We start from the raw sequence: 20,281 nt of genomic DNA, 5'->3' as shown, positions 1-20,281 counted from the left end.
AAACGGGGGGGAGGACTTGTTCAACTTCATGGATCTATTTGAACACGCCCCTGTGGCGAGGGAGCTTGCTCCCGCTCGATTGCGCAGCAATCGCAAAAAGGGGCCGCTGCGCAGCCCAGCGGGAGCAAGCTCCCTCGCCACAAAAGCCACAGCTCCCCAGGAAACCGGGTTTATTTGGGGTAAAGCGGCGGCAACCCGGAATCACCGGCCGAGTCCAGCGCCCCTTCGGTAGGCGGGATGGTGCGGATGGCTCGCCACAGGTCTTCGCCTTGCCAATGCTGGCCGGTCTCGCTGTAGAGCGCGCCGTTGAGGCCGTCCAGGGCGTCGGACAGCGGCACGAAACGCGCCGCCATGTCGGCCAGGGTTTCCGGTTGCTGGCGGGCCCAGGCGTCCAGGGCCTGGCGGGTGGCGTGGGGGTCGTTGGCCAGGCAGGCGCGCTTGAGGTCGTCCAGCAGGGTGCGCGGGCTCGGTCCGGCCTGGGTCGAGCGCAAGATGGCCGGTTGCCAACGGGCGCGCCACCACAAGCCAAAGCCGAGCAGCGTCGTGCAGGCCAGGATCAGGCTGCTCAGTTGCCAATACCACAGGGTCTCGCTGTCGACCGTCGTCACGATCTGCGCCGTGCCGGCGGGCGTATCCACCATCAGGCTCGGATTGTTCGCCACCTGCAGGGTCCGTGCCGGGAGGCTGGTGCGGTCCAGGTGATCTTCCAGGGTGTTCCACCAGACCACTTCCACCGGTGGCAGCTCGATGGTGCCGCTGCGGTTGGGCACCAGCGCCTCGCGGTCTTCGCGGCTGCCCACCAACCCGCGTTCACTGCTGCGGCTGCTGAGTACCGGCTGGTCCGGATAACGTCGCAGGCCATTGATCTCAGTGGCCGGCAGCGGTGGTAATTGGGCGCTGGCCAGGCCTTCGGCTTCCAGGGTCAGGCTGCGGGTCAGGGAATCGCCCACCTGGCTGTGGGTCGGCTCCGGGCTCCAACTCTCGCTCAAGGACAGGCTGCGTGCCGGCAACCAAGGCACGTCGGCCGGGTAGCTGGCGGGCTTGGGCTTGACGCTCAACTGCAGTAGCTCGGAGCTTACCCGCATCAATTGGCCGGGCTTGGGGCCCGAAGGGGCTGCGTCCTGGGCCACCGGTTCGACCAGGGTGGCGCTGAAGGTCTGGGCCGGGATCGTCAGTTCGCCGCTGCGCTGCGGGTAGATGCCATAACGCAGTTCGATCACGCCGTGGCGCACATCGTTGATGACTTTTTCATAGGTGCGCGATTCGCCCAGTTGTTCGGTGCGGGCATCGGGGATGTGCAGCGGCGTCAGGCTGCTGTCGTCGTACAGCGACACCGAATGGTAGATGCGCAACGTCAGGATTGCCTGGGCCTGCACATACACCTGGGTCTGGTCGAGGCTGGCCTCGATGAACACCGGTGCCAGGGTCCCGGACGCATTGCGGGTTTCGCTTTCGATGACTTGCAAGGTGATCGGCTGGCTGGTCACTTCGCCCAGTTGCAGCGGGGGAATGATCACGGTACCGCTTTGGCGCGGCAGCAGGGTGACGATCCAGCGGGTGGTGGCGCGGTTCTCGCCGTCAAGGGTCGTCAACTGGTTGACCTGACGGGTGCCGCGCACATCGAACAAGGCCTGGAGCGGGCCCAGGTCGGGTTTGCCGAACAACGTGGCGTCGTTGGATTCCAGGGTCAGCTCTACCGTTTCCCCGGAGTTCAGGCGGCTGCGGTCCACACTGGCCGTCAGCTGTGCAGCCTGGGTTCCAGAGGCCCAGAGCAGCAAGACGAGGAGGTAGGCGGTGAAGCGGGTCATGGGGTTTTTCCCTGGGCCTGATGGCTTTGCTGTTCATACCAGAATTTACGCCTGAGCAACTCGCCGGGATTGTCCGGGATCTGGCGCAGCCATTGTTCCATGGCCTGGCGTTGTTCTTCTTCATTGCGCTGGCCGGCGGCGGGACGCAGCGGCGGCGTGGTGGTCTGCTCGTCAGGCAGCTCGCTGCCCGGCACATCCTGGGCGGTGGGCGCTTGCGCGGTCCGTGGCGGCTGGGACTCGTCCGGTGTTGCGGTTGCCTCGGCGGAGGGCTGGCCCGCTTCGGAAGATTGACTCGTCGAAGTGCTATCCGGCGTTTGCTCGGCCTGGCCCGGATCCTCGCGTTCGGCGGGCTTGGGCTCTGGCGTCGGTGGTGCCTGTTCGTTCAACAGGTTCTGCACCAGGGCCTTGTTGGTCTGGGCCGGGCGCAGGTCGGGTTGCAATTCCAGGGCTTGTTCATAGGCGTCCAGTGCGGCTTCCAGCTCACCGCTTCGGGCCAGGGCATTGCCACGATTGTAGTGGGCACGGGCGTCGTTGCCTTCGGCGAAGCGCCGGGCGGCTTCGCTGTATTGGCCGGCTTCGTACAGGGCGACGCCTTGCCATTGGCTGTCTTCGAAGTGGGCGGCGGCTTCGGCGGGGCGCTTTTGCTTGAGCAAGTGCTGGCCCTGTTGGTCGGGGCGCAACCACAAGTCCTGGAATTCGAAAGCGTGGCCGGTTTGCGGCAAGACGAACAGCAGCGGCAGGCAGAACAGCCAGCCTCGACGCCCGGCGCAAGCGGCCAGCAGCAACAAGGGTAGGAGCAGCCAATAACCCTGGTCGGCCCAGGTGTCCAGGCGCAACGTCTGGCCGTCGCTGCGCAGATGGCGAGGACCGTCCAGCAGACCCAGGCCGCGCAGGTCGCTGTCGTCCAGCCGCGCCGGCCGGTAGCGGCCGTCCAGCTCGTTGGCGAAGGCCTTGAGGCCCGGGTTGTCCAGGCGCGGTACCAGGATCGAACCCTGGGCGTCCTTGAGGTAACTGCCATCGTCCTGGGCCACCGGTGCGCCTTCGCGGGTACCGATGCCCAGCATCAGCCATTGTGTGGCGGAACCGTCCAGAACCTGGCGGATGCCTTCACGTTCCTGCTCGTTCAACGACGAACCGATCAGCAGGATCCGACCGTGGCCGAGTTCACCCTGGTCCAGCAGGGCCATGGCCTTATGAACGGCCAGGTCGGCGCGATGGCCGCTTTGGGGCATGATCGACGGCGCGAGGGCTTCGAGCAGGTTGGTGCTGGTGGCCAGGTCGTCGGACAGCGGCACCAGCGTGTGCGCGCTGCCGGCATAGACGATGATCGCGGTCTGGGCATCGCTGCGGTTCTGCAACAGGTCCAGCACCTTGCGCCGGGCCTGTTCCAGGCGCGTGGGCGGGACATCGGTGGCGAGCATTTCCGGGGTCAGTTCCAGTATCACTACCAGCGGATCGGCGGGTTTCTGGCTGGTCTGTTCGACCCGCGCCCAGCTTGGCCCCAGCAACGCCAGCACGATCAACAGCCAGCCCAGGCCCAGGGCAATCCACGGCAGCCGGCTTTCCCGACCACTGCCGCCGCTGAGCAGTACCGCATGAAAGGCCGGCGGCAGGATCATCTGCCAGCGGCCCACCCGTTTTTGCCGATGCCACAGTTGCCAGAGCAACCAGCCCAGCAACGGCAGCAGTAACACGAACCAGGGGCGCAGCCAGTGTGGCCAGAGGGCGATCATCGACGCCTCCGCAAGCGCAGGCGCTTGAGCCGCTGGCGCCACTCGGTATGTTGGGACGGCTGGAACAGCGGCTGGTTGAACAGGCGTTGCAGTGGATTGTCCGGCCAGCGCGCCCGGACCACCAGCCATAGGCTCAACAGCAGCGCAGCGGCCAGGGGCCAGTGATACAGCGCCAGGGCAGGGCGTGCCTGGGTCGGTTGCTGGGTCACCGGTTCGAGCTGGTCGAGGGTGGTCTTGATCGCCAGCAATTGCTCACCATCCTGGGCACGAAAATAGCGACCGCCCGTGACTTGGGCAATGTCCTTGAGCGACGCCTCGTCGAGGTCCAGGCTCGGGTTGACGCCGAGGAAGCCCGCCGTGCCACTTTGTTCCGGGTCGGCACCAATGCCGATCGGGTAGATTTTCACGCCTTCGTCGGCGGCCAGCCGCGCGGCGGTCAGCGGGTCGATTTCGCCGCCGTTGTTGGCGCCGTCGGTGACCAGGATCAGTACGCGACTGTGGGCCGGACGCTGGCGCAGGCGCTTGAGGGCCAGGCCGATGGCGTCGCCGATGGCGGTATTCTTGCCGGCGATGCCGATGCGCGCCTCGTCGAGCCAACGACGCACGGTGCGGCGGTCGAAGGTCAGCGGTGCCTGCAAGTAGGCCTGGCTGCCGAACAGGATCAGCCCGACCCGGTCACCTTCGCGGCCTTCGAGAAAATCCCCGAGCATGTGCTGGACCAGCGCGAGGCGACTGACGTCTTCGTCCTTCCACTGCATGTCGGGAAAGTCCATGGAGCCCGAGACGTCCACCGCCACCAGCAGGTCGCGACCGCTGGCGGCAATGGGCAGCGGTTCCCCCAGCCACTGCGGTCGTGCAGCGGCGATCAGCAACAGCAGCCAGAGCAGGATAAAGGGCGCTTGTTGCCGCCAGGTCGGCAGATTGGCCCGGGCCCGACGGCCCACCAGGCCTTCCAGGTCGCCGAGGAAGCTGACCTTGAGCGCCGGCTCGCCACTGTCGGCCGCCGGCAGCACCAGGCGCATCAGCCAGGGCAGCGGCAACAGGGCGAACACCCACGGCCAGGCGAATTCAAACATGCTTGCGAATCCAGATTTCGACCGCCTGGGTCAGGCCGGCGATGGCTTTGTCATCGAGCTTGCATTCGGGCTTGTAGGCGCCTTCCACCAGTATCATCCAACGCGTCAAGCCAGCGGCTGGGCAACGGTTATCCAGGAAGGCCAGCCATTTGCGCCCGTTGAGGGTATGGCTCTGGCTGTAGGGGTAGTGGTTGCGACACAGGCGCTTGAGCAGCCCGTTGAGTTGCTGCAACCAGGCACCGGCCGGCGCGCCGTCGTAGGGTTTGGGCAGCCGGGCGAGTTCGGCCAGGGCGGCCAGGCGCACCGGGTCCAGGGGTTGCTCGCTGCGTTCGGCGGTGCGCTTGGCGGGAATGAATCGGCGCAATTGCCACAGCCCCAGGCCCAGCAACGGTAGCATCAGCAGTAGCAACCACCAGCCCGGCGCGGGCGGCCAGAAGCCAATGGGCGGTGGCGCCATCAGCGGCTGCAATTGATCGAGACTGCTCATCGGCTTTTCCCGGCCCGCTTGGGGTTCAGGTAGTCGCGCAACTGCTCGACCATGTCGCCCTGGGTGCTCAGGGGCATCATCAGTATTCGCAGCTTTTGCGCCAGCAATTCCCAACGCGCCTGGCGTGCCTCGGCCTGGGCGCGATAGGCCTGGCGCAGTTCGAAATTCAGGGTGTCGAGCTCCAACTGCGCACCACGCTGGGCGAAGCGCAGCAAACCGGCGGCGGGCAAGGCATGATCCAGCGGGTCCGACAGCGGCAGCAGCAACAGGTCGCAATGGCGCGACAGCAGGCTCAGTTGCTGTTCGGCGCTGTCGGACAACGCACGCTCGTCGCAAATCACGATCACCAGGCTGCCGGGCCGCAGCACTTCCCGGGCCCGACGCAGGGCGATGCCGAACGAGTCGCGGTCCGGCTCGCCCTCGGTGTGCAATGACTGATTGACCCGCACCAGACGGTTGAGCAATTGCAACAGGCTCTGCTTGCTGCGCCGGGGCTTGACCTCGTAATGGGTGTTGTTACCGAACACCAGGCCGCCGACCCGGTCGTTATGCCCCAGCGCGGCCCAGCCGATCAGGCTGGCGGCCTGGGCGGCGAGTACCGACTTGAACATCAGCCCCGAGCCGAAGAACAGCCGGTGGCTTTGCTCGATCATGATGAAGATCGGCCGCTCCCGCTCTTCGTGGAACAGCTTGGTGTGAGGCTCCTGGGTCCGGGCGGTGACGCGCCAGTCGATGGTGCGCACGTCGTCGCCGGCCTGGTAGACCCGCACCTGGTCGAAATCCACCCCGCGCCCGCGCAGCTTGGAGTGGTGCAGGCCGATCAGCGGGCTGCGCTGGCCCGGTGTCGAGAACAGTTGCACCTCGCGCACGCGATGGCGCATCTCGATCAGCTCCGAAAGGCTGACGCGGATGCCCGGTGCGGGCGCCAGGGGGTTATTCATGACTCATGCTCAAGCGACAGCGACGACGTCGAGAATCCGCTGCACGACCCGGTCCTGGTCGATGCCGGCGGCCTCGGCTTCGAACGACAGGATGATGCGATGGCGCAGCACGTCGAACAGCACGGCCTGGATATCTTCCGGGCTGACAAAGTCGCGCCCGGCCAGCCAGGCATGGGCACGGGCGCAGCGGTCAAGGGCGATGGAACCCCGCGGACTGGCGCCGTAGGCGATCCATTCGGCCATTTCCGGATCGAACTTGGCCGGGTTGCGGGTGGCCATGATCAGTTGCACCAGGTACTCCTCCACGGCGTCGGCCATGTACAACCCGAGGATTTCCTTGCGTGCGGAGAAGATCGCCTGCTGGCTCACGCGGCGCTCGGGCTTGGTCTCGCCGTTCAGCGCTTCACCCCGGGCCTGCTGTAGGATGCGGCGTTCCACGGCAGCATCGGGAAAGCCGATCTTGACGTGCATCAGGAATCGGTCGAGCTGGGCTTCGGGCAGCGGGTAGGTGCCTTCCTGCTCGATCGGGTTCTGCGTGGCCATCACCAGGAACAGCGGCGACAGTTCATACGTGCTGCGCCCGACGCTGACCTGGCGTTCGGCCATGGCTTCGAGCAGGGCCGACTGGACTTTGGCCGGGGCACGGTTGATTTCGTCCGCCAACACCAGGTTATGGAAGATCGGCCCTTGCTGGAACACGAAACTGCCGGTTTCCGGCCGGTAGATTTCCGTGCCGGTAATGTCGGCGGGCAGCAGGTCAGGGGTGAACTGGATACGATGGAACTGCGCCTCGATGCCCTCGGCCAGCTCTTTGATGGCCTTGGTCTTGGCCAGCCCAGGCGCGCCTTCCACCAGCATATGACCGTCGGCGAGCAAAGCGATGAGCAGGCGCTCGATGAGTTTTTCCTGGCCGAGAATCTGCGTTGAAAGAAAGGTTCGCAGCGCAAGCAGCGCTTCACGATGTTCCATCGGTGACTGTTCCTGGAAAGGGTGGCCCCAGGCGTTCGGATAACGCCGGGGCTGGGGGCGTTACTTTAATGCATGGCGGGGGGTGGCGACTAACGGGATTTTGATTGGCCGTGTGAATTGTGATCGGCTTGGAAAGATTGTGGGGGTGGGTTTGCTTGCCATGAATCCCACCCGGCCAGGCGCACTTACCCCGTGGCGAGGGAGCTTGCTCCCGCTTGAGTGCGAAGCACTCACAAAGTGAAGGGGTGTTTATCGGGATGTAGGAGTGCTCTGGAACAGGCTACGTTGTCTTGCGCCATTGCCTACAACTGCGCCAGAATCCGCCGGCTTGTGCGCTTGGGAGGCAGATTCTATCGTTTCCGGGTCGCTGATGAATCAGCGATCGGGTTTGGTAGCCCGGCTCTCCTGACGCGCAGTCCATTGAATGCAAGGGGCTCTTCGCCCTCTGTTTTATGGTGGCCATGCGTAGGGCGTCTTCGGATGCGCCGGGTTGTCAGGTGACCGGTCTACCAACCTCCGTATGGCCATCACCCATTCGTTTGGTAGCGAGAGGGATGGCTCCAATTTCTCACCTGGAGCTTTATCAATGTTCAAAGCAACTCCAAACCCACCGAACACCGAACCAACCTCATCGCGCCCAAAAACCAAGTCCCAAAAACACGACGAAGTCACCGACCGAGTCCTCGACCATTACCTGAACCCCAAACCGGACAAAGCCGAAGCAGAACCTGCGCCTGGCCAACTCTTCACCGTAAACAAAGACATCGACACCGAAAGCCTGCTTGCCAACCTCAGCGAAACCCTGGCTTCGGCCAATGCCATGGTCAATGACCTGGCCTTCGACCTGGACGGTTCACGCCGGCATTTCCTCTTGGGCATTCAGCAACTGATCGAACTGGGCAGCCTGCTGGCGAACCGTGCACTGGACAACATCGAAACCCGTCAGCCGACATAACTCCCTCGCCACAAGGGACTTGTGTCATTCCTTAAATCCTGGGCAAACCGCAAAACTTGTGGGAGCCGAGCTTGCTCGCGATGGCGGCGGTACATTCAACATAGATGGAGCTGAACCACCGCTATCGTCAAGTCGCCGCCCGGAGCAGGCTCCCACATTGGAGCTGCGACAACAGTCGGACGAAATTCCGGCCGTTGGTTCGTGTGAAGGGAACGACGTTAGCTTGTCGGTACCTGTCAGTCCTGACAGTAGACGCTCAATTTGGCACGAGTTATAGATTAGCCGGCATCAGGTTAGCACCTGAAGAACCATCCCAATAACGAGAGGGAACTGTTATGGACTACCCAAAAGATCGTCCCTTCAAAGGGTACATAATTCGTCAATACGACCCTGCCTATCAGCCCTATGACAATACATTTCAAGGAGTGGACTCGAATGGGGAGCCGATTACCGGGTTCTGCAAGTCAGCGGATGAAGTCGAGGCGTTGATCAATGAATACATTAATGATGAGGCCATATAACCGGCTATCAAGCGCGAAGCCGGTTTCAAAAAAGATAGTGGATGGGTATTCGCTCTGATCCAGAGCGAATACCATCGGGCAAGCACATTAACCCTGTGGCGAGGGAGCTTGCTCCCGCTGGGACGGTCCGACGCTTCGGGCACAGCAGCCTCAAACCGTGCCGGCGCGGTTTTCCGGACACACCGCGTTCGCCGGGTCTGCGACTGCTGCGCAGCCGAGCGGGAGCAAGCTCTTATAGAACAAAAATTTATCTCATCGATTTTAAAGATAAATTATTTGCCGATTTATCGGCATGTTCTCTGCGCGACAGCGCAGCCTCATCGCAGGCTGCGGGATCTCCCTCGCCACAACGGAGTTGTGACATTCCTTAAATCCTGGGCAAGCCGCAGAGTCTGTGGTGGGCCCAGAATCTGGGTGTTGCCACAGCCCCAATGTGGGAGCGAGCCCGCTCGCGATGACGGCAGCAGATCCACCACCCTGTTTCGCTAGCTCTGCATCCGAATCTCATCCACCAGCAGCCTGACCGCAGGCCTGTCGACCAACTCCCGCCACGGACCATCGTCCACGATTGCCCCGTCATGCATCACAATGACCCGGTCAAACCGATGCAGGTGGTCAACGTCATGGGTGACACATATCAACCCCTGACCGGCAAAAACGTCGAATAACAGGTCCCAAAGGGGCGTGGTCAGCCTGGGTTCGATGGATGCGCTTGGCTCGTCGAACATATTGAATTTTCCGGGCTTGTTGATCAGGCGCAGCAGCGAGAGGCGTTTGGCTTCACCTCCGGAAATATTCGCGGCATTTTCGCTGATCTGCCGTGTTGCCACGATCTCATCCAGCTCCAGTTGCCGTATGGCTCTGGACAAAATCGGCGATGCGTTGCCTCCGAACAGAACCGATTGTTCAAAAAAGCCTTCCAGAAACCGTGGTTGTTGGGGACAGTATCTCAAGGCGTCCAGGTGAGCTTGACCGGTCAAAAGTGAGACCGGTGCCGAGTCGATACTCAGTTGGTCTCGCGTTGATGCATCAAGTCCGGCGAGCACTTCCAGAAAAGTGGTTTTGCCTGCACCGCTAGGGCCCGTAACGGCCACTGACTGCCCTTGAGTAAATGCCAGGGAGCGCTTGATCGACAGGCGAAGCGGTCCTGCTCCTGCCACTTCGCAGGGGCCGAGTTCCAGGACTGAGGACCGCTGGAAATCGACCCACGCCAGCCGATTGCTGCGATCGAAATCCGGAAGTGATAGCAGACCTTGAAATTGATGCTGGTCTGCAAGGAACTGATCAAGAACACGATACCCTTCAGTCAAGGTCGAAATACTGAGCAGATAGCTCCCCGCGATTGAAAAAATGGCAACCAACTGCCCGACACTGATACTGGGCTGACCCGACAGTTGGTCCACGACGCCCCAGTAGAGCAATCCCCCAGTGGAAAGGCTGATGAACAGTATCTTGGCGGTGCTCAGCAGGCCGCCCGATGATGCTGTAGTCACCGCAGCGTTGGCATAGCCTCCGAACGCCGCGTTCAACGGGCGCAGGGCCGTAGGTATGGTGCTTTCCAGTTTTATGACTTTTCCTGCGTTGAGGGTGTTGTAGAGGTGGGCACTTAATTCATCTTCCTGTTCATTGACTGCATCGATGTGCTTTCTCCGCCATCTGATGATTTTATGGGTAGCAGCCAGATAGATGATTCCGAACGCCGTCATGCTCAAAAAGATTTCACTGCCCCCAATATAAATAAAAGCCGCCCCAACAACTAGGAACTCCAAGAGTACGGGGAGCGCAATGGTCACAATGAACGTTAGCAGTTGTTCGTGAGCAGTAATTCCGCGCTCGACCGATTTGATGAAGTGGCCGATCCTCCAGGAATTGAATAACGAAAACTCCTTGCCCATGAGTTCGGTGATCCACTCGATGGACGCATTCATGATAATGCTTTGTACCAGCTTGGACAGCGCATGGATTTGCAGCGGAGTGATGATGGCATGAATACATCCCGCGACAATCAAGCCTGTCGTCAGTGCGAGCAGCGTGCTGGATGCTGGGTTTCTGTTGCCTTGCAGGGTGTCGATGATGGTTCCAAGTAACAGTGGCGGGGCGAGTGTGATGAGTTTGAGTGCGATGATCGTGACTATGGTCACTGCTAGGAGTTTGGTGTGTTTTTTATAGGCGTTTTTTATCATTGTGCGGATGCTGTGCATGTACTCGCTCCTGGTCGATTCGTGTTTCGGTAGTTCAACCGCGCAACACGTGCTGAGGCGCCACCAAGCGACCGCTTCGAATGATATTGAAGCGCTCAAGTCCTGGGATATAAACTTGAGTGACAAGGCTGTTGCTTGAAAAACGGGCTACGGTTCGACGGAATATTTTCAATCCTGTATTTGATAGGTTTTTTTGCAGTGTTTCTAATTGTGCGGAAACTGTCACGGAGCCGGTGTGCGCAGGAATATCAATAATAGGAAGTGTCGCACTTGTGACTGGTGCGAAGTCAATTAGATGTTTAAGGTGCTTTGATTGAGATAGTAAATCAAAAGCTTCTCTATCTATAGATTCTTCAGTTGCATCATATAAGTCCTCGGACTGGAACTGTTCAGTTACTGCCCTTTGGATTGCAGTATGGATTTCAAGTGAGCATCCGGAGCCAATGGGTGAAAGATGGTGAGGTCCAGGGCCTGCTTTGGGAAATGCCACGGCAAAATAAACTGACAGCACATCCTTGATAATAATCACTCGCAGTTTTCTCACTGATGCCAAGGCAGAGGGGTGACCCCTCAGCGCTGTTTCAAGCAAAGCGGTAGAAGGTATGTACAGTTCTATTGCCGGGCCGAGGCCACAGATAGTCATATAGAAAAGAGACAGGATATGCCTCTCGATTATTTCGTTCGTGCCATGTAACAGTGCTTCGTTCTCTGTGCAACCAAAAGCAATTCCTGAGTTTGATGAGTAGCGAGATAGAAAATGCAATGCGGAATTCGAATCTTCGTGGACGGATTGCGTCGTTTCAGGGCATAGAAGGGCGCAAGGGGCGAATAACTCTTCATTGTTGTCGAGCGACGTAAGCCTATAGCATTCGATTAATTTTCCGGTGTGAGGCAGGCTGGTAAAAATCCCATCTTCTGTGACGGCTTTTTGAGTAGCTATCTTATCGGAGCGATACCGTGGGGGAGAATCAGCAAGCGGCTGAAAGGTGCTGAAGTGTTCAATGCTTTCTGCCAGTGCGCCTATGAGTGAGTCTGGTCCCTTGCCAGCCCCCGATTCAACTAGATTATCGTTGCCATCAAACAACTCAGCCGTCGCTACCAGCTTGGATGGTGTCGTGTACCGTGTTACTGCACTGAGGCCCAGTGTATGAAGCGTGGACATGATATTGAATAGCGCTTCGGTGGGTGCTAGTTCTCGTTCAGACATATGGATCTCCGCTAGTAGATGCCGGAAGGAGATCCTTCCGGCATCTGTTCGCCGATATTTAATCGGTCACTGGTTTAATTGATCAGTGACGCAAAAAAATCGGCTTCCGTTTCGAGGAGGCCTTCAGAAAAACCTAATGCCTGTGGCAGACCAAAGAAGGTATTATTTATTTCAGAGCGTTTCCTGCCCATGTCGATTTACTCCAATGTAGTTAATGGGTGTCGCGACGCGAGTGCCCAACTTGCGTGTGTTCGCAAGTGATTAATTAATAACATTGAGGTGGGATGAAGGCTATTGCGGGACTTCCGAGGCTGTCGTAGGTTTGTTCTTGCTGTTGAGTAGGAGGGCGATGTAGGAATGTAGCTGGTTTGTTGAAAGCATTGTTTCTCGCTACTGTTTTCGTCGTTTGGAATGTTTATATTATTTTAAGAACGGATCGAAAAGGGCCATCCGACAAGGCTGCAGAGGTGTTATAAGGCGGGGGTGTCCGGGGAAGGTTGTGTTGCGTGCAGGTCTGAATGGACACGGTTGCCATCGCGATCCTGCTTGCGATGGCATATTCGAAGGCGGCAATACGTCAGCCTACCCACGCCCCCGCATTCACCAGATTCGCCGGTCGCTCCCCCGCCAATGCCGCCAACAGGTTGTCCACCGCACAGCGCGCCATCGCTTCCCGGGTCTCTTGGGTGGCCGAGCCCATGTGCGGTGTCGCCACCACGTTGTCCAGTTGCAGCAGCGGCGAATCCGCACTCAAGGGTTCGCGCTCGAAGACGTCCAGCCCCGCACCACGGATCTGGCCGTTGCGCAGGGCGTCGATCAGTGCCGCTTCGTTCACCACTTTGCCTCGGGAGATATTGATGAAGAGGGTCTCGGGACGCATTCGGGCAAACGCCTGCGCATCGATCAGCCCTTGGGTTTCAGCCGTCAAGGGCAAGGTCAGGCAAACGAAGTCCGCCTGCTGCAACAATGTTTCGAGGCTGCAATAGCGTGCGTTGAAACGCTGCTCGACCGCGGGCTTGGGCGAATGGCTGTGGTAGAGCACCGGCATGCCGAAGCCGAAGTGCCCGCGCTGGGCCAAGGCTTCGCCGATGCGCCCCATGCCGATGATGCCCAGGGTCTTGCCATGGACGTCGATGCCGAAATGACGGGGGCCGATGCTCTGTTGCCAGCCGCCGCTGCGCACCAGATTGGCCAGTTCCACCACGCGCCGGGCGGTTGCCAGGATCAGGGCGAAACCGGTGTCCGCGGTGGTTTCGGTGAGCACGTCCGGGGTATTGGTCAGCAGGATCCGGCGTTCGGTCAGGTAGTCGATGTCGTAGTTGTCGACCCCCACCGAGACGCTGGCGATGGCTTGCAGGTTCGGCGCCAGGTCCAGCAGCGCCGCATCCAGCTTGAGGCTGGCGCCCAGCAGGCCGTGGGCCGTGGGCAGGGCGGCGCGCAGTTGTGCCAGGCCTTGGGCATCGAGGCGTTCGATGAGCGTGACTTGGGCCTGGGCTTGCAGGCGAGCCATCAATTGAGGTGACAGCGTTTTGTACAACACCACGTGCTTTTTCATGGATGGGTCTCGATTCAGGAACGGGCGGGCGCCGGGTTTGGCGTCGCGGGGTGGGAGACGGTCCGGTCGCTGGCGCCGGGCTTGAGGGCGAGGGTCAGCACGACCGACAGCAGCAAGGCGCCGCTCATCAGCAGGAAGGACATGCCAGGGGAGCCAGTGGTGCCGTTGAGGTAGCCCACCAGGTACGAGCCGCCGAACGAACCCAGCGCGCCCATGCTGTTGATCAACGCCATGGCGCCGCCGGCGACATTGGCCGGGAGGATTTCCGGAACGATGGCGAAGAACGGACCGTAGGGCGCGTACATGCAGGCGCCGGCGACCACCAGCAAGCCATAGGACCACCAGAAGTGCTCGGCCCCCAGCAGGTAGGAGGCGTAGAACGCGATGGAGGCGATCAGCAGCGGCGGCCAGACGAAACGCTTGCGCTTCTGCGCCTTGTCCGACGCCCAGGACACCACCAGCATGCCGATCACCGCGGCCAGATACGGCAAGGACGACAGCCACCCGGCCTCGACCATGTTCATCTGTAGGCCGGCCTTGAGGATCGACGGCAACCACAACACAAACCCGTAGACGCCGATGCTCCAGCAGAAAAACTGCAACGCCAGGATGATCACCTTGGGAGAGCGGAAGGCTTCGGCGTAGTTCTTCACCGCCTTGATGCCGACCTGTTCGGCGGCCAAGGCACTTTCCAGATCATGTTTTTCCTGGTCGCTGAGCCACTTGGCCTGGGCCGGGCGATCATCGGCCAGGCGCCACCAGACAAAGGCCCAGAGCACCGCCGGCAGGCCCTCGATGATGAACATCCAGCGCCAGTCGAATCGCTGCACCAGGTAACCCGAGACCACGGACATCCACAGCATGGTCACCGGGTTGCCGAGGATCAGGAAGGTATTGGCGCGCGAGCGTTCGGCCCGGGTGAACCAGTGGCACAGGTACACCAACATCGCCGGCATCACCGCGGCCTCGACCACCCCGAGCATGAAACGGATCACGATCAGCCAGTAGGCATTGGAGACCACGCCCGTCAGGGTGGCCAGCGAACCCCAGAGGATCAGGCTGACGAAGATCAGCTTCTTCACACTGTGCTTTTGCGCGTAGATCGCCCCCGGGACCTGGAAGAAAAAGTAGCCGAGGAAAAACAGGGCGCCCAGCAGCGACGAAAGCCCTGGGGTGATCATCAGGTCCTTGGCCATGCCCGAGGCGGCGGCAAATCCATAATTGGCCCGGTCGAGGTAGGCCAGGCTGTAGGTGATGAAGACGATGGGCATGATGTACCACCAGCGGCGGGTGGCGAGGTTGAGCGTTTGCATGTCGTTGACTCCTGAGCTTGTTGTTTTTGTTGCAGCAGGTGCGTTTGTGGTGGCTCTATCGCGAGCAAGCTCGCTCCCACAGGGGCTAACTCGATCCCCTGTGGGAGCGAGCTTGCTCGCGATAGGCGGTTTCAAATTCAGCCAATAACTCAAGGCGCGTCGGCAACCCTTCCATATCCCCACGGCTCTGCACCGCGCGGCTGCCAATCCAGTTGGCGCGCTGTACGGCCTCGGTGATGGCCTGGCCTTCGAGCAATGCGCTGATCAGGCCCACGGCGAAGCCATCACCGGCGCCCACGGTGTCCACCACGTGGGCCACCGGCACGCCGGGGATGACGCCCTGGTCCAGCGCCGTGCGGTAATAGGCGCCGTCCGCGCCGAGCTTGATCACGACGATTTCGGCACCTTGGTCCAGGTAGAACGCGGCGATGTCGGCCGGGTCGTCGAAGCCGGTCAGCAGCCGGCCTTCGCCGAGCCCCGGCAAGACCCAGTGGGCGAGGGCGGCGAGGCGATTGATTTCAGTGATCATCGTCGACTCGCTGCCCCATAGGCTTGGCCTCAGGTTAGGGTCGAACGACAGGCTGCGGCCGGCCGCGCGCATACGGCTCATCAATTCGAAGGACATCTCGCGGGCCGTGCCCGACAGCGCCGGGACGATGCCGGTGGCGTGCACGTGACGGGCCTCAAGCAGCGCAGGCGCGATGGAGCTGATCGACAGATGACTGGCCGCCGAGCTGCGCCGGAAATACTCGACTTGCGGGTCGCTGCCATCGACGGTGAGGGACTTGAACTGGAAGCCGGTGGGGTGCTTCGGGTCGACCGCCACGTGGCGACAATCCAGGCCCTCGTTTTCCAGGGTCTGCGTCACGAAGCGCCCCAGGGAATCGGCGCCGACCCGACTCAGCCACGCCACCTTGAAGCCCAGCCGCGACAGGCCGATGGCCACGTTGCTGTCGGCCCCCGCAATGCGCTTGTGAAACTGGTCGACGCTGGCCAGGTCACCGCGCTGATCGGCCACCAGCATTGCCATGGTTTCGCCGAACGACAACACATCGAACTCAGACATGGGCAGGCTCCTGGCGCGATTGCCCGAGGCGGGACAGGGTGGCGACATGGCTGGCGGTCAATTGCAGCAGGTCATCGTCTTGCAGCGGGTACTCGGCGGCGCGCATCACGCCGGCGGGCATGTGTTTGAGCAGTTGTTCCCACACGTGCAGGTCGGTCATGGCCGGAGGCACGGCGACGAGTTTGCCGTCGGCGCGCCGGGCCACGGCCTTGCAGTGCACATACGCCACATACCGGCCGAGCTGTCGGGCGGCCACGGCGGCCGATTGGTCCTGCCATTGCCAGTTGCCAATGTCGAAGGTCATGGCGACGGGCAGCCCCTGGTGCTCCACTGCGGTGAAGAACCGTTGTAACGGTTCTATCCGCCCGCCCTGCAAGGTCTGGTCGTTTTCCACCAGCAACTGCACCGGGCTGGCGGCGAGCACCTGGGCCAGCGCCGACAGGTCATTGGAGTCGGTGAAATGACCGAGGGAGACTTTCAGCCAGGTCGAACCGAACGCCTCGCCGCGTTGCAGGGTCAGCGCCAGGGCGGGGTTGGGCCTGGACTGGCCGGGGAGCCACAGTTCCAGGGGGGACGAAAAAATACTCTGCAGCCCCTGGGCCCGGGCAGCGGCGGCCAGTTCAGCGGGCTGTTCGGTGGTGAGCAATTCTTCGCGCCATTCGATGCGCGAGGCACCGGCGGCGGCCAACAGATCGATGAAACGGCCTTGGCCATGCTGCCGCACCAGGTCGGCGCCGTAGCTGGAAAGACTGATGGAGACGGGTGGGTTGTGCATTGTTGTTGTACCTCTGAAACCGGTTTCAGTTTTGTTCAAAAAAAGGGTTAAAAAAAGCGTTCAAAAAAAGGGGTGTGCTTCAGGGCCTCATCGCGAGCAAGCTCGCTCCCACAGGGATCTTCAGTGCGCCACAGATCCCGTGTGGGAGCGAGCTTGCTCGCGATAGGGCTTTTACACTCACCGAAGATTCCCCCGCGTCGACCCACGCTCAATCAACCGTGCCGCAAAATCCAGGGTCCGCACCGGCCCGTTGTCACCGCGCAAGCGCTTGAGCAGGCATTCGAACGCGCTGGCGCCGATCTGCGCTGTCGGTTGGGCCAGGGCCGTGATGCCGCTGCCCACCAAGGGGTACCAATCCAAGTCATCGAGGGCGATCAGGCCCACATCGTCGAACAAGTGACAACCCAGCTCGCGCAACACCGTCGTGGCGGCGAGGGCGGCAATGCCATTGGCGCAGAACAACGCCTTGGGGCCATGGCCAGGCTGGGCAAGAAAGGTCTTGATACGCGTAGTCAACTGATCGCAGGTTTCCACCACGGTGCCGGCCAGGGCAGGCCGTCGTTGGATGCCGGCCTTGAAACTCTCGACCCGCTCGATTCGCGAACTGGTGCCGTCGAACGGTTCGGTCACCAGCAACAGATCGCGGTAGCCCCGTTGTTCGAGGTGATCGAGGGCCATTTCGATGGCCGCCGGGTTGTCCAGCCCAACCAGGTCGCTGTCGAGCCGATCGACCTTGCGATCCACCAGCACCAGGGGCATTTCGCTGCGCAGTTCGAACAGTTCGTCACGGTGGTGACCCAAGGTGTTCACGATCAGCCCTTCGATGTTGTAGGCGCGCAACAAGGCCAGGTGCTGGCGTTCCTGCTCGTCGTCGCGGTCGGTGTTGCACACCACCAGGCTATAGCCATGGCGACGACAGGCGGTTTCCACGCCATGCATCACGGCAATTGAATAAGGGTTGCGGATATCGGCCACCAACATGCCGATCAAGCGCGTGCGCCCGCGCTTGAGGCCGCGGGCCATCTGGTTCGGCCGGTAGCCCAGCTCGCTGATGGCCTGCTCGATGCGCCGGGCGATGGCCTCGGAGAGCAGGGCACGGTCTTCGCCAATGAAACGCGAGACACTGGCCTTGGAGACCCCGGCGCGTTCGGCGACATCAAGCATGGTTACGCGGCTGCGCTGGGCGGCGGAGAAAGAATTCACGGATTGAAACCTGCTTATTGGATTTATTAGCGGCTCTGAAACCGGTTTCAGGAAACACCAGAACCCAATCGGTCGTCAAGGGCGACGTGTCGGGGGCACGACCGGCGGTGGTTCGCTTGCGTCGGACAGTGGCGACGATCCAGACAGACTTTCATCAGCGCCGGGCCACCCAGGGGATTTGCAGCGCGCAAGGCCGTGTGCTTAGCTGCCTTCCTCCCCAGCCCTTTGACTGTCGAAACCACCATGAACTTTACCCAGCCTCGTGTGAGAATGCTGTCGATACTGAGTGTGATCTTGTTGGTGGTGGGCTGTGCGTCCTATTACCTGTTTCGCCACAGCGGCGCGCCGGTAGATGAAGGTTTCGCCGCCGAGCAACTGAACCAAGGAGGCCTGGAAGACATCGGTACGCTGGCAGCGCCCGAGGTGGAAAAACGCCTCAATTACTTGATTCAGGACACCGGTGAAACCCTCAGGTCCCTGGAGCTGATCAGTGGCGCGCAATTGAGCCTGACCCTTTCGACGACCGAGCCCGAAGTCGAGCAGCCGTTGCAATACGAGCCGCTGTTTGTCCCGTTCACCAGCGCGCAACTGAAGGCTGAACTGGCGTCGATCCAAGGCCTGCGTTTTACCCAGCGGCTGTTTGCCGAGGGGTCCGAGGTACGGCTCGACACCAGCCGCCTCGATCCGCTCTGGAAGCGCGCCGCCACGCCGGAGGAGCCGGCGGCCGAGCAGTACCTGCCGCAGCGCTTGCGTTTTCGCGATGGCAGCGAAAAAGCCTTCGCCGAGCTCAAGGTGTCGCCCCAGGTCGAGTCCGACGACACAATCTCGTCCCATGACACCTTCGCCCTGTCGGTGAACAAATCTCTGGCGAGTCTTGGTCTCACGGTCGCTTATCGCAGCTACCCGGCGTTCAAGAAAGTGGTGCTGGACAAGGATCACCCCAAAGTGACCCTGGACGACGGCCAGTCCTTCCAGCTCACTGCCTTGGGTGATGACAGCGCGTCCGTGCGGTTGAGTACGCCGAAATTGTCCACCTTCGTGGTACAGGGGCTGGATGATGCGGGCAGGGCGCTCTACAGCAACGGGAACAACGCCCGGGCGTTCCCCTCCGATAGTGATATCGCGGCGTTGCATGAGTATTACAACGCGCTGCTGCAGACCAAGGACGATCTCAAGCAGCTCAAGACCGGCCAGGCGGTGCAACAGCAGTTGCAGCGCCTGACCGAGGCGCTGGCCGCTCAGGTGGGGCCGTTGAAAAACACCGAGGTCGACTATCGATTCGAGGCCACCCCGCAACGTATCGTCATCCATGTGCTCGATCCGATGGAAGACAACACCGTTGAGTTCGCCCAGGTCGACAATGTCCTTGCAGCACAAGCGCGTTACATCGCCCTGGACCGGAGCGCCGAGCGCTATGGCTTCATCGATCAGGCTGGCCAGTGGTTGATCAAGCCCCGTTGGGTGCAGGTGCAAGATAGCCAGATGGCCGATACCTACGCGTTGTTTTCCCCGGAGAAGTCCAGCGACCCGGAGTCGGAGTGGCAGGCGTTGCGCAGCCAGCTCGCCTATTTCCCCGCCGGTAGCAACACGCTCGTAGAGCTGCCGTTCGAATACATCACCGAGGCGTTGAGCAGTGGCCTGCTGTTGGTGGAGCGCGAAATCAACGGCCCTTATGGGCTCTACGATGCCAAGCGTCATCGTTTCGTGTTGCCGATGAAGTTCGTCGACCCTACCGTGACCGACAACGTATTCGTCGCCCGTCTCGGCAAGCGAACCGATGCCATGGAAGGCCTGTACGGCGCCTATACCCTGGACGGCAAAGAGATCCTGCCGACGCAGTTCTCGGGTATCGAGTACCGGGAGGGTTTGCTCTACGCCAGCTCCGCCGATCGGAGTCGTCAAGACGTGTTCAACCTGCAAGGTAAACGGATCAACCTTCAGGGTGACAACGTGATAGGCCGGTTTGTCGGGCAACAACCGCTGTTGGTGCAGGATACTAAAAGCCGGAAATTCGCTTTTATCGATCGCCAGGGCGCGCGGCTACCCATCAAGCTGCCGTATGACGAAGTAACGCCGTTTTCCAACGGCATGGCGGTGGTCGGACGCGATGGCCGCTACGGTGCCATCGACCTGGCGGGCAGGTTGCAGGTCCCGCTGGATTACAACCAGATCAGCGCGTTCCAGACCCACTACGCCGCGGCCATCCGGGCCGATGCTGGTTCCGGCCTGGTCTTGATCAGCCGGGACAACAAGGTGATCAAGGAACTGGGGTCCTACACCAGCCTGGACGTGCCGGATAACGGCAATGAGGCTCGTTACTACGTGAGGGATCCGAATGACAGTGGCGAGTACCTGGTTTATGACGCCGATGGCAATCTAGTGAAGACAGACGAATAAAGGCTGATGCACTGATCCGATGGCGAGGGAGTTCGCTCCCGCTGGTTGTGCAGGAACTGTCGAGCGAGACACAG

15 protein-coding genes are annotated in these 20,281 nt (G+C 61.0%); 2 read left to right on the top strand and 13 right to left on the bottom strand.

The window, feature by feature from the left end; all coding sequences use genetic code 11:
• Positions 1 to 170: 170 nt before the first annotated feature.
• From BM321_RS23550 to BM321_RS23525, 6 genes are read right to left on the bottom strand one after another with little or no spacing between them, the layout of a single operon-like run.
• Complete coding sequence (locus tag BM321_RS23550) at positions 171 to 1,808, bottom strand: BatD family protein (protein WP_092445074.1); 1,638 nt, start codon at positions 1,806 to 1,808, stop codon at positions 171 to 173.
• Positions 1,805 to 3,541, bottom strand: a complete 1,737-nt coding sequence (locus BM321_RS23545; RefSeq protein WP_092445072.1) for a tetratricopeptide repeat protein — start codon at positions 3,539 to 3,541, stop codon at positions 1,805 to 1,807. The genes BM321_RS23550 and BM321_RS23545 overlap by 4 nt, the downstream gene beginning before the upstream one ends.
• The gene (locus BM321_RS23540) at positions 3,538 to 4,617 is read right to left on the bottom strand and encodes a vWA domain-containing protein (RefSeq protein ID WP_092445070.1); all 1,080 of its coding nucleotides are present in this window, start codon (positions 4,615 to 4,617) and stop codon (positions 3,538 to 3,540) included. The genes BM321_RS23545 and BM321_RS23540 overlap by 4 nt, the downstream gene beginning before the upstream one ends.
• On the bottom strand, positions 4,610 to 5,104 hold the full coding sequence (locus BM321_RS23535; RefSeq protein WP_072404505.1) for a DUF4381 domain-containing protein: 495 nt from the start codon (positions 5,102 to 5,104) through the stop codon (positions 4,610 to 4,612). Before BM321_RS23535 ends, BM321_RS23540 begins: the two co-directional genes overlap by 8 nt.
• Positions 5,101 to 6,045 carry a DUF58 domain-containing protein gene (locus tag BM321_RS23530; RefSeq protein ID WP_092252313.1) on the bottom strand — a complete coding sequence of 315 codons (945 nt, stop codon included), beginning with the start codon at positions 6,043 to 6,045 and terminating at the stop codon, positions 5,101 to 5,103. Before BM321_RS23530 ends, BM321_RS23535 begins: the two co-directional genes overlap by 4 nt.
• A 9-nt stretch (positions 6,046 to 6,054) precedes the next feature.
• Positions 6,055 to 7,014, bottom strand: a complete 960-nt coding sequence (locus BM321_RS23525) for an AAA family ATPase (protein ID WP_039589986.1) — start codon at positions 7,012 to 7,014, stop codon at positions 6,055 to 6,057.
• 586 nt (positions 7,015 to 7,600) lie between these two features.
• On the opposite strand from BM321_RS23525, the gene BM321_RS23520 reads away from it, so the two are divergent.
• Complete coding sequence (locus tag BM321_RS23520) at positions 7,601 to 7,969, top strand: DUF6124 family protein (protein ID WP_092445068.1); 369 nt, start codon at positions 7,601 to 7,603, stop codon at positions 7,967 to 7,969.
• 1,006 nt (positions 7,970 to 8,975) lie between these two features.
• On the opposite strand, the gene BM321_RS23510 is transcribed toward BM321_RS23520, so the two are convergent.
• The 7 genes from BM321_RS23510 to BM321_RS23480 form a co-directional block, all read right to left on the bottom strand.
• Positions 8,976 to 10,691 (bottom strand): ATP-binding cassette domain-containing protein, encoded by a 1,716-nt coding sequence (locus tag BM321_RS23510; RefSeq protein WP_092445064.1) that lies wholly within the window; start codon positions 10,689 to 10,691, stop codon positions 8,976 to 8,978.
• Between the two features lie 34 nt (positions 10,692 to 10,725).
• On the bottom strand, positions 10,726 to 11,898 hold the full coding sequence (locus BM321_RS23505) for a YcaO-like family protein (protein ID WP_256573474.1): 1,173 nt from the start codon (positions 11,896 to 11,898) through the stop codon (positions 10,726 to 10,728).
• A 577-nt stretch (positions 11,899 to 12,475) separates the two neighbouring features.
• Positions 12,476 to 13,453, bottom strand: a complete 978-nt coding sequence (locus tag BM321_RS23500) for a 2-hydroxyacid dehydrogenase (RefSeq protein ID WP_092445062.1) — start codon at positions 13,451 to 13,453, stop codon at positions 12,476 to 12,478.
• 14 nt (positions 13,454 to 13,467) lie between these two features.
• Positions 13,468 to 14,766, bottom strand: coding sequence for an MFS transporter (locus BM321_RS23495; protein ID WP_092198274.1), 1,299 nt, complete (start codon positions 14,764 to 14,766; stop codon positions 13,468 to 13,470).
• Positions 14,767 to 14,851: 85 nt separating this feature from the next.
• Positions 14,852 to 15,832, bottom strand: a complete 981-nt coding sequence (locus tag BM321_RS23490) for a sugar kinase (protein WP_092445060.1) — start codon at positions 15,830 to 15,832, stop codon at positions 14,852 to 14,854.
• Entirely contained in the window at positions 15,825 to 16,607 is a 783-nt protein-coding gene (locus tag BM321_RS23485; protein ID WP_092327797.1) for an apurinic/apyrimidinic endonuclease family protein, read from the bottom strand. The genes BM321_RS23490 and BM321_RS23485 overlap by 8 nt, the downstream gene beginning before the upstream one ends.
• A gap of 177 nt (positions 16,608 to 16,784) precedes the next feature.
• Entirely contained in the window at positions 16,785 to 17,810 is a 1,026-nt protein-coding gene (locus tag BM321_RS23480; RefSeq protein WP_092445058.1) for a LacI family DNA-binding transcriptional regulator, read from the bottom strand.
• 243 nt (positions 17,811 to 18,053) lie between these two features.
• Here BM321_RS23480 and BM321_RS23475 point away from each other — a divergent pair, with 243 nt between their 5' ends.
• Complete coding sequence (locus BM321_RS23475) at positions 18,054 to 20,207, top strand: WG repeat-containing protein (RefSeq protein WP_092445056.1); 2,154 nt, start codon at positions 18,054 to 18,056, stop codon at positions 20,205 to 20,207.
• The last annotated feature ends 74 nt before the right edge of the window (positions 20,208 to 20,281 follow it).

The organism is Pseudomonas sp. NFIX10 (genome assembly GCF_900111955.1).
Classification (GTDB): domain Bacteria; phylum Pseudomonadota; class Gammaproteobacteria; order Pseudomonadales; family Pseudomonadaceae; genus Aquipseudomonas; species Aquipseudomonas fluorescens_AA.
Note: the sequence above shows the minus strand (reverse complement) of the source record. Positions and strands in the feature narration are given on the sequence as shown.

Bases quoted from the DNA above. Each gene is read 5' to 3' on its own strand.
- BM321_RS23510 (WP_092445064.1), bottom strand. From the start codon at position 10,691: ATGCACAGCATCCGCACAATGATAAAAAACGCCTATAAAAAACACACC.
- BM321_RS23505 (WP_256573474.1), bottom strand. From the start codon at position 11,898: ATGTCTGAACGAGAACTAGCACCCACCGAAGCGCTATTCAATATCATG.
- BM321_RS23530 (WP_092252313.1), bottom strand. From the start codon at position 6,045: ATGAATAACCCCCTGGCGCCCGCACCGGGCATCCGCGTCAGCCTTTCG.
- BM321_RS23475 (WP_092445056.1), top strand. From the start codon at position 18,054: ATGAACTTTACCCAGCCTCGTGTGAGAATGCTGTCGATACTGAGTGTG.
- BM321_RS23550 (WP_092445074.1), bottom strand. From the start codon at position 1,808: ATGACCCGCTTCACCGCCTACCTCCTCGTCTTGCTGCTCTGGGCCTCT.
- BM321_RS23540 (WP_092445070.1), bottom strand. From the start codon at position 4,617: ATGTTTGAATTCGCCTGGCCGTGGGTGTTCGCCCTGTTGCCGCTGCCC.
- BM321_RS23495 (WP_092198274.1), bottom strand. From the start codon at position 14,766: ATGCAAACGCTCAACCTCGCCACCCGCCGCTGGTGGTACATCATGCCC.
- BM321_RS23520 (WP_092445068.1), top strand. From the start codon at position 7,601: ATGTTCAAAGCAACTCCAAACCCACCGAACACCGAACCAACCTCATCG.
- BM321_RS23500 (WP_092445062.1), bottom strand. From the start codon at position 13,453: ATGAAAAAGCACGTGGTGTTGTACAAAACGCTGTCACCTCAATTGATG.
- BM321_RS23485 (WP_092327797.1), bottom strand. From the start codon at position 16,607: ATGCACAACCCACCCGTCTCCATCAGTCTTTCCAGCTACGGCGCCGAC.
- BM321_RS23525 (WP_039589986.1), bottom strand. From the start codon at position 7,014: ATGGAACATCGTGAAGCGCTGCTTGCGCTGCGAACCTTTCTTTCAACG.
- BM321_RS23545 (WP_092445072.1), bottom strand. From the start codon at position 3,541: ATGATCGCCCTCTGGCCACACTGGCTGCGCCCCTGGTTCGTGTTACTG.
- BM321_RS23490 (WP_092445060.1), bottom strand. From the start codon at position 15,832: ATGTCTGAGTTCGATGTGTTGTCGTTCGGCGAAACCATGGCAATGCTG.
- BM321_RS23535 (WP_072404505.1), bottom strand. From the start codon at position 5,104: ATGAGCAGTCTCGATCAATTGCAGCCGCTGATGGCGCCACCGCCCATT.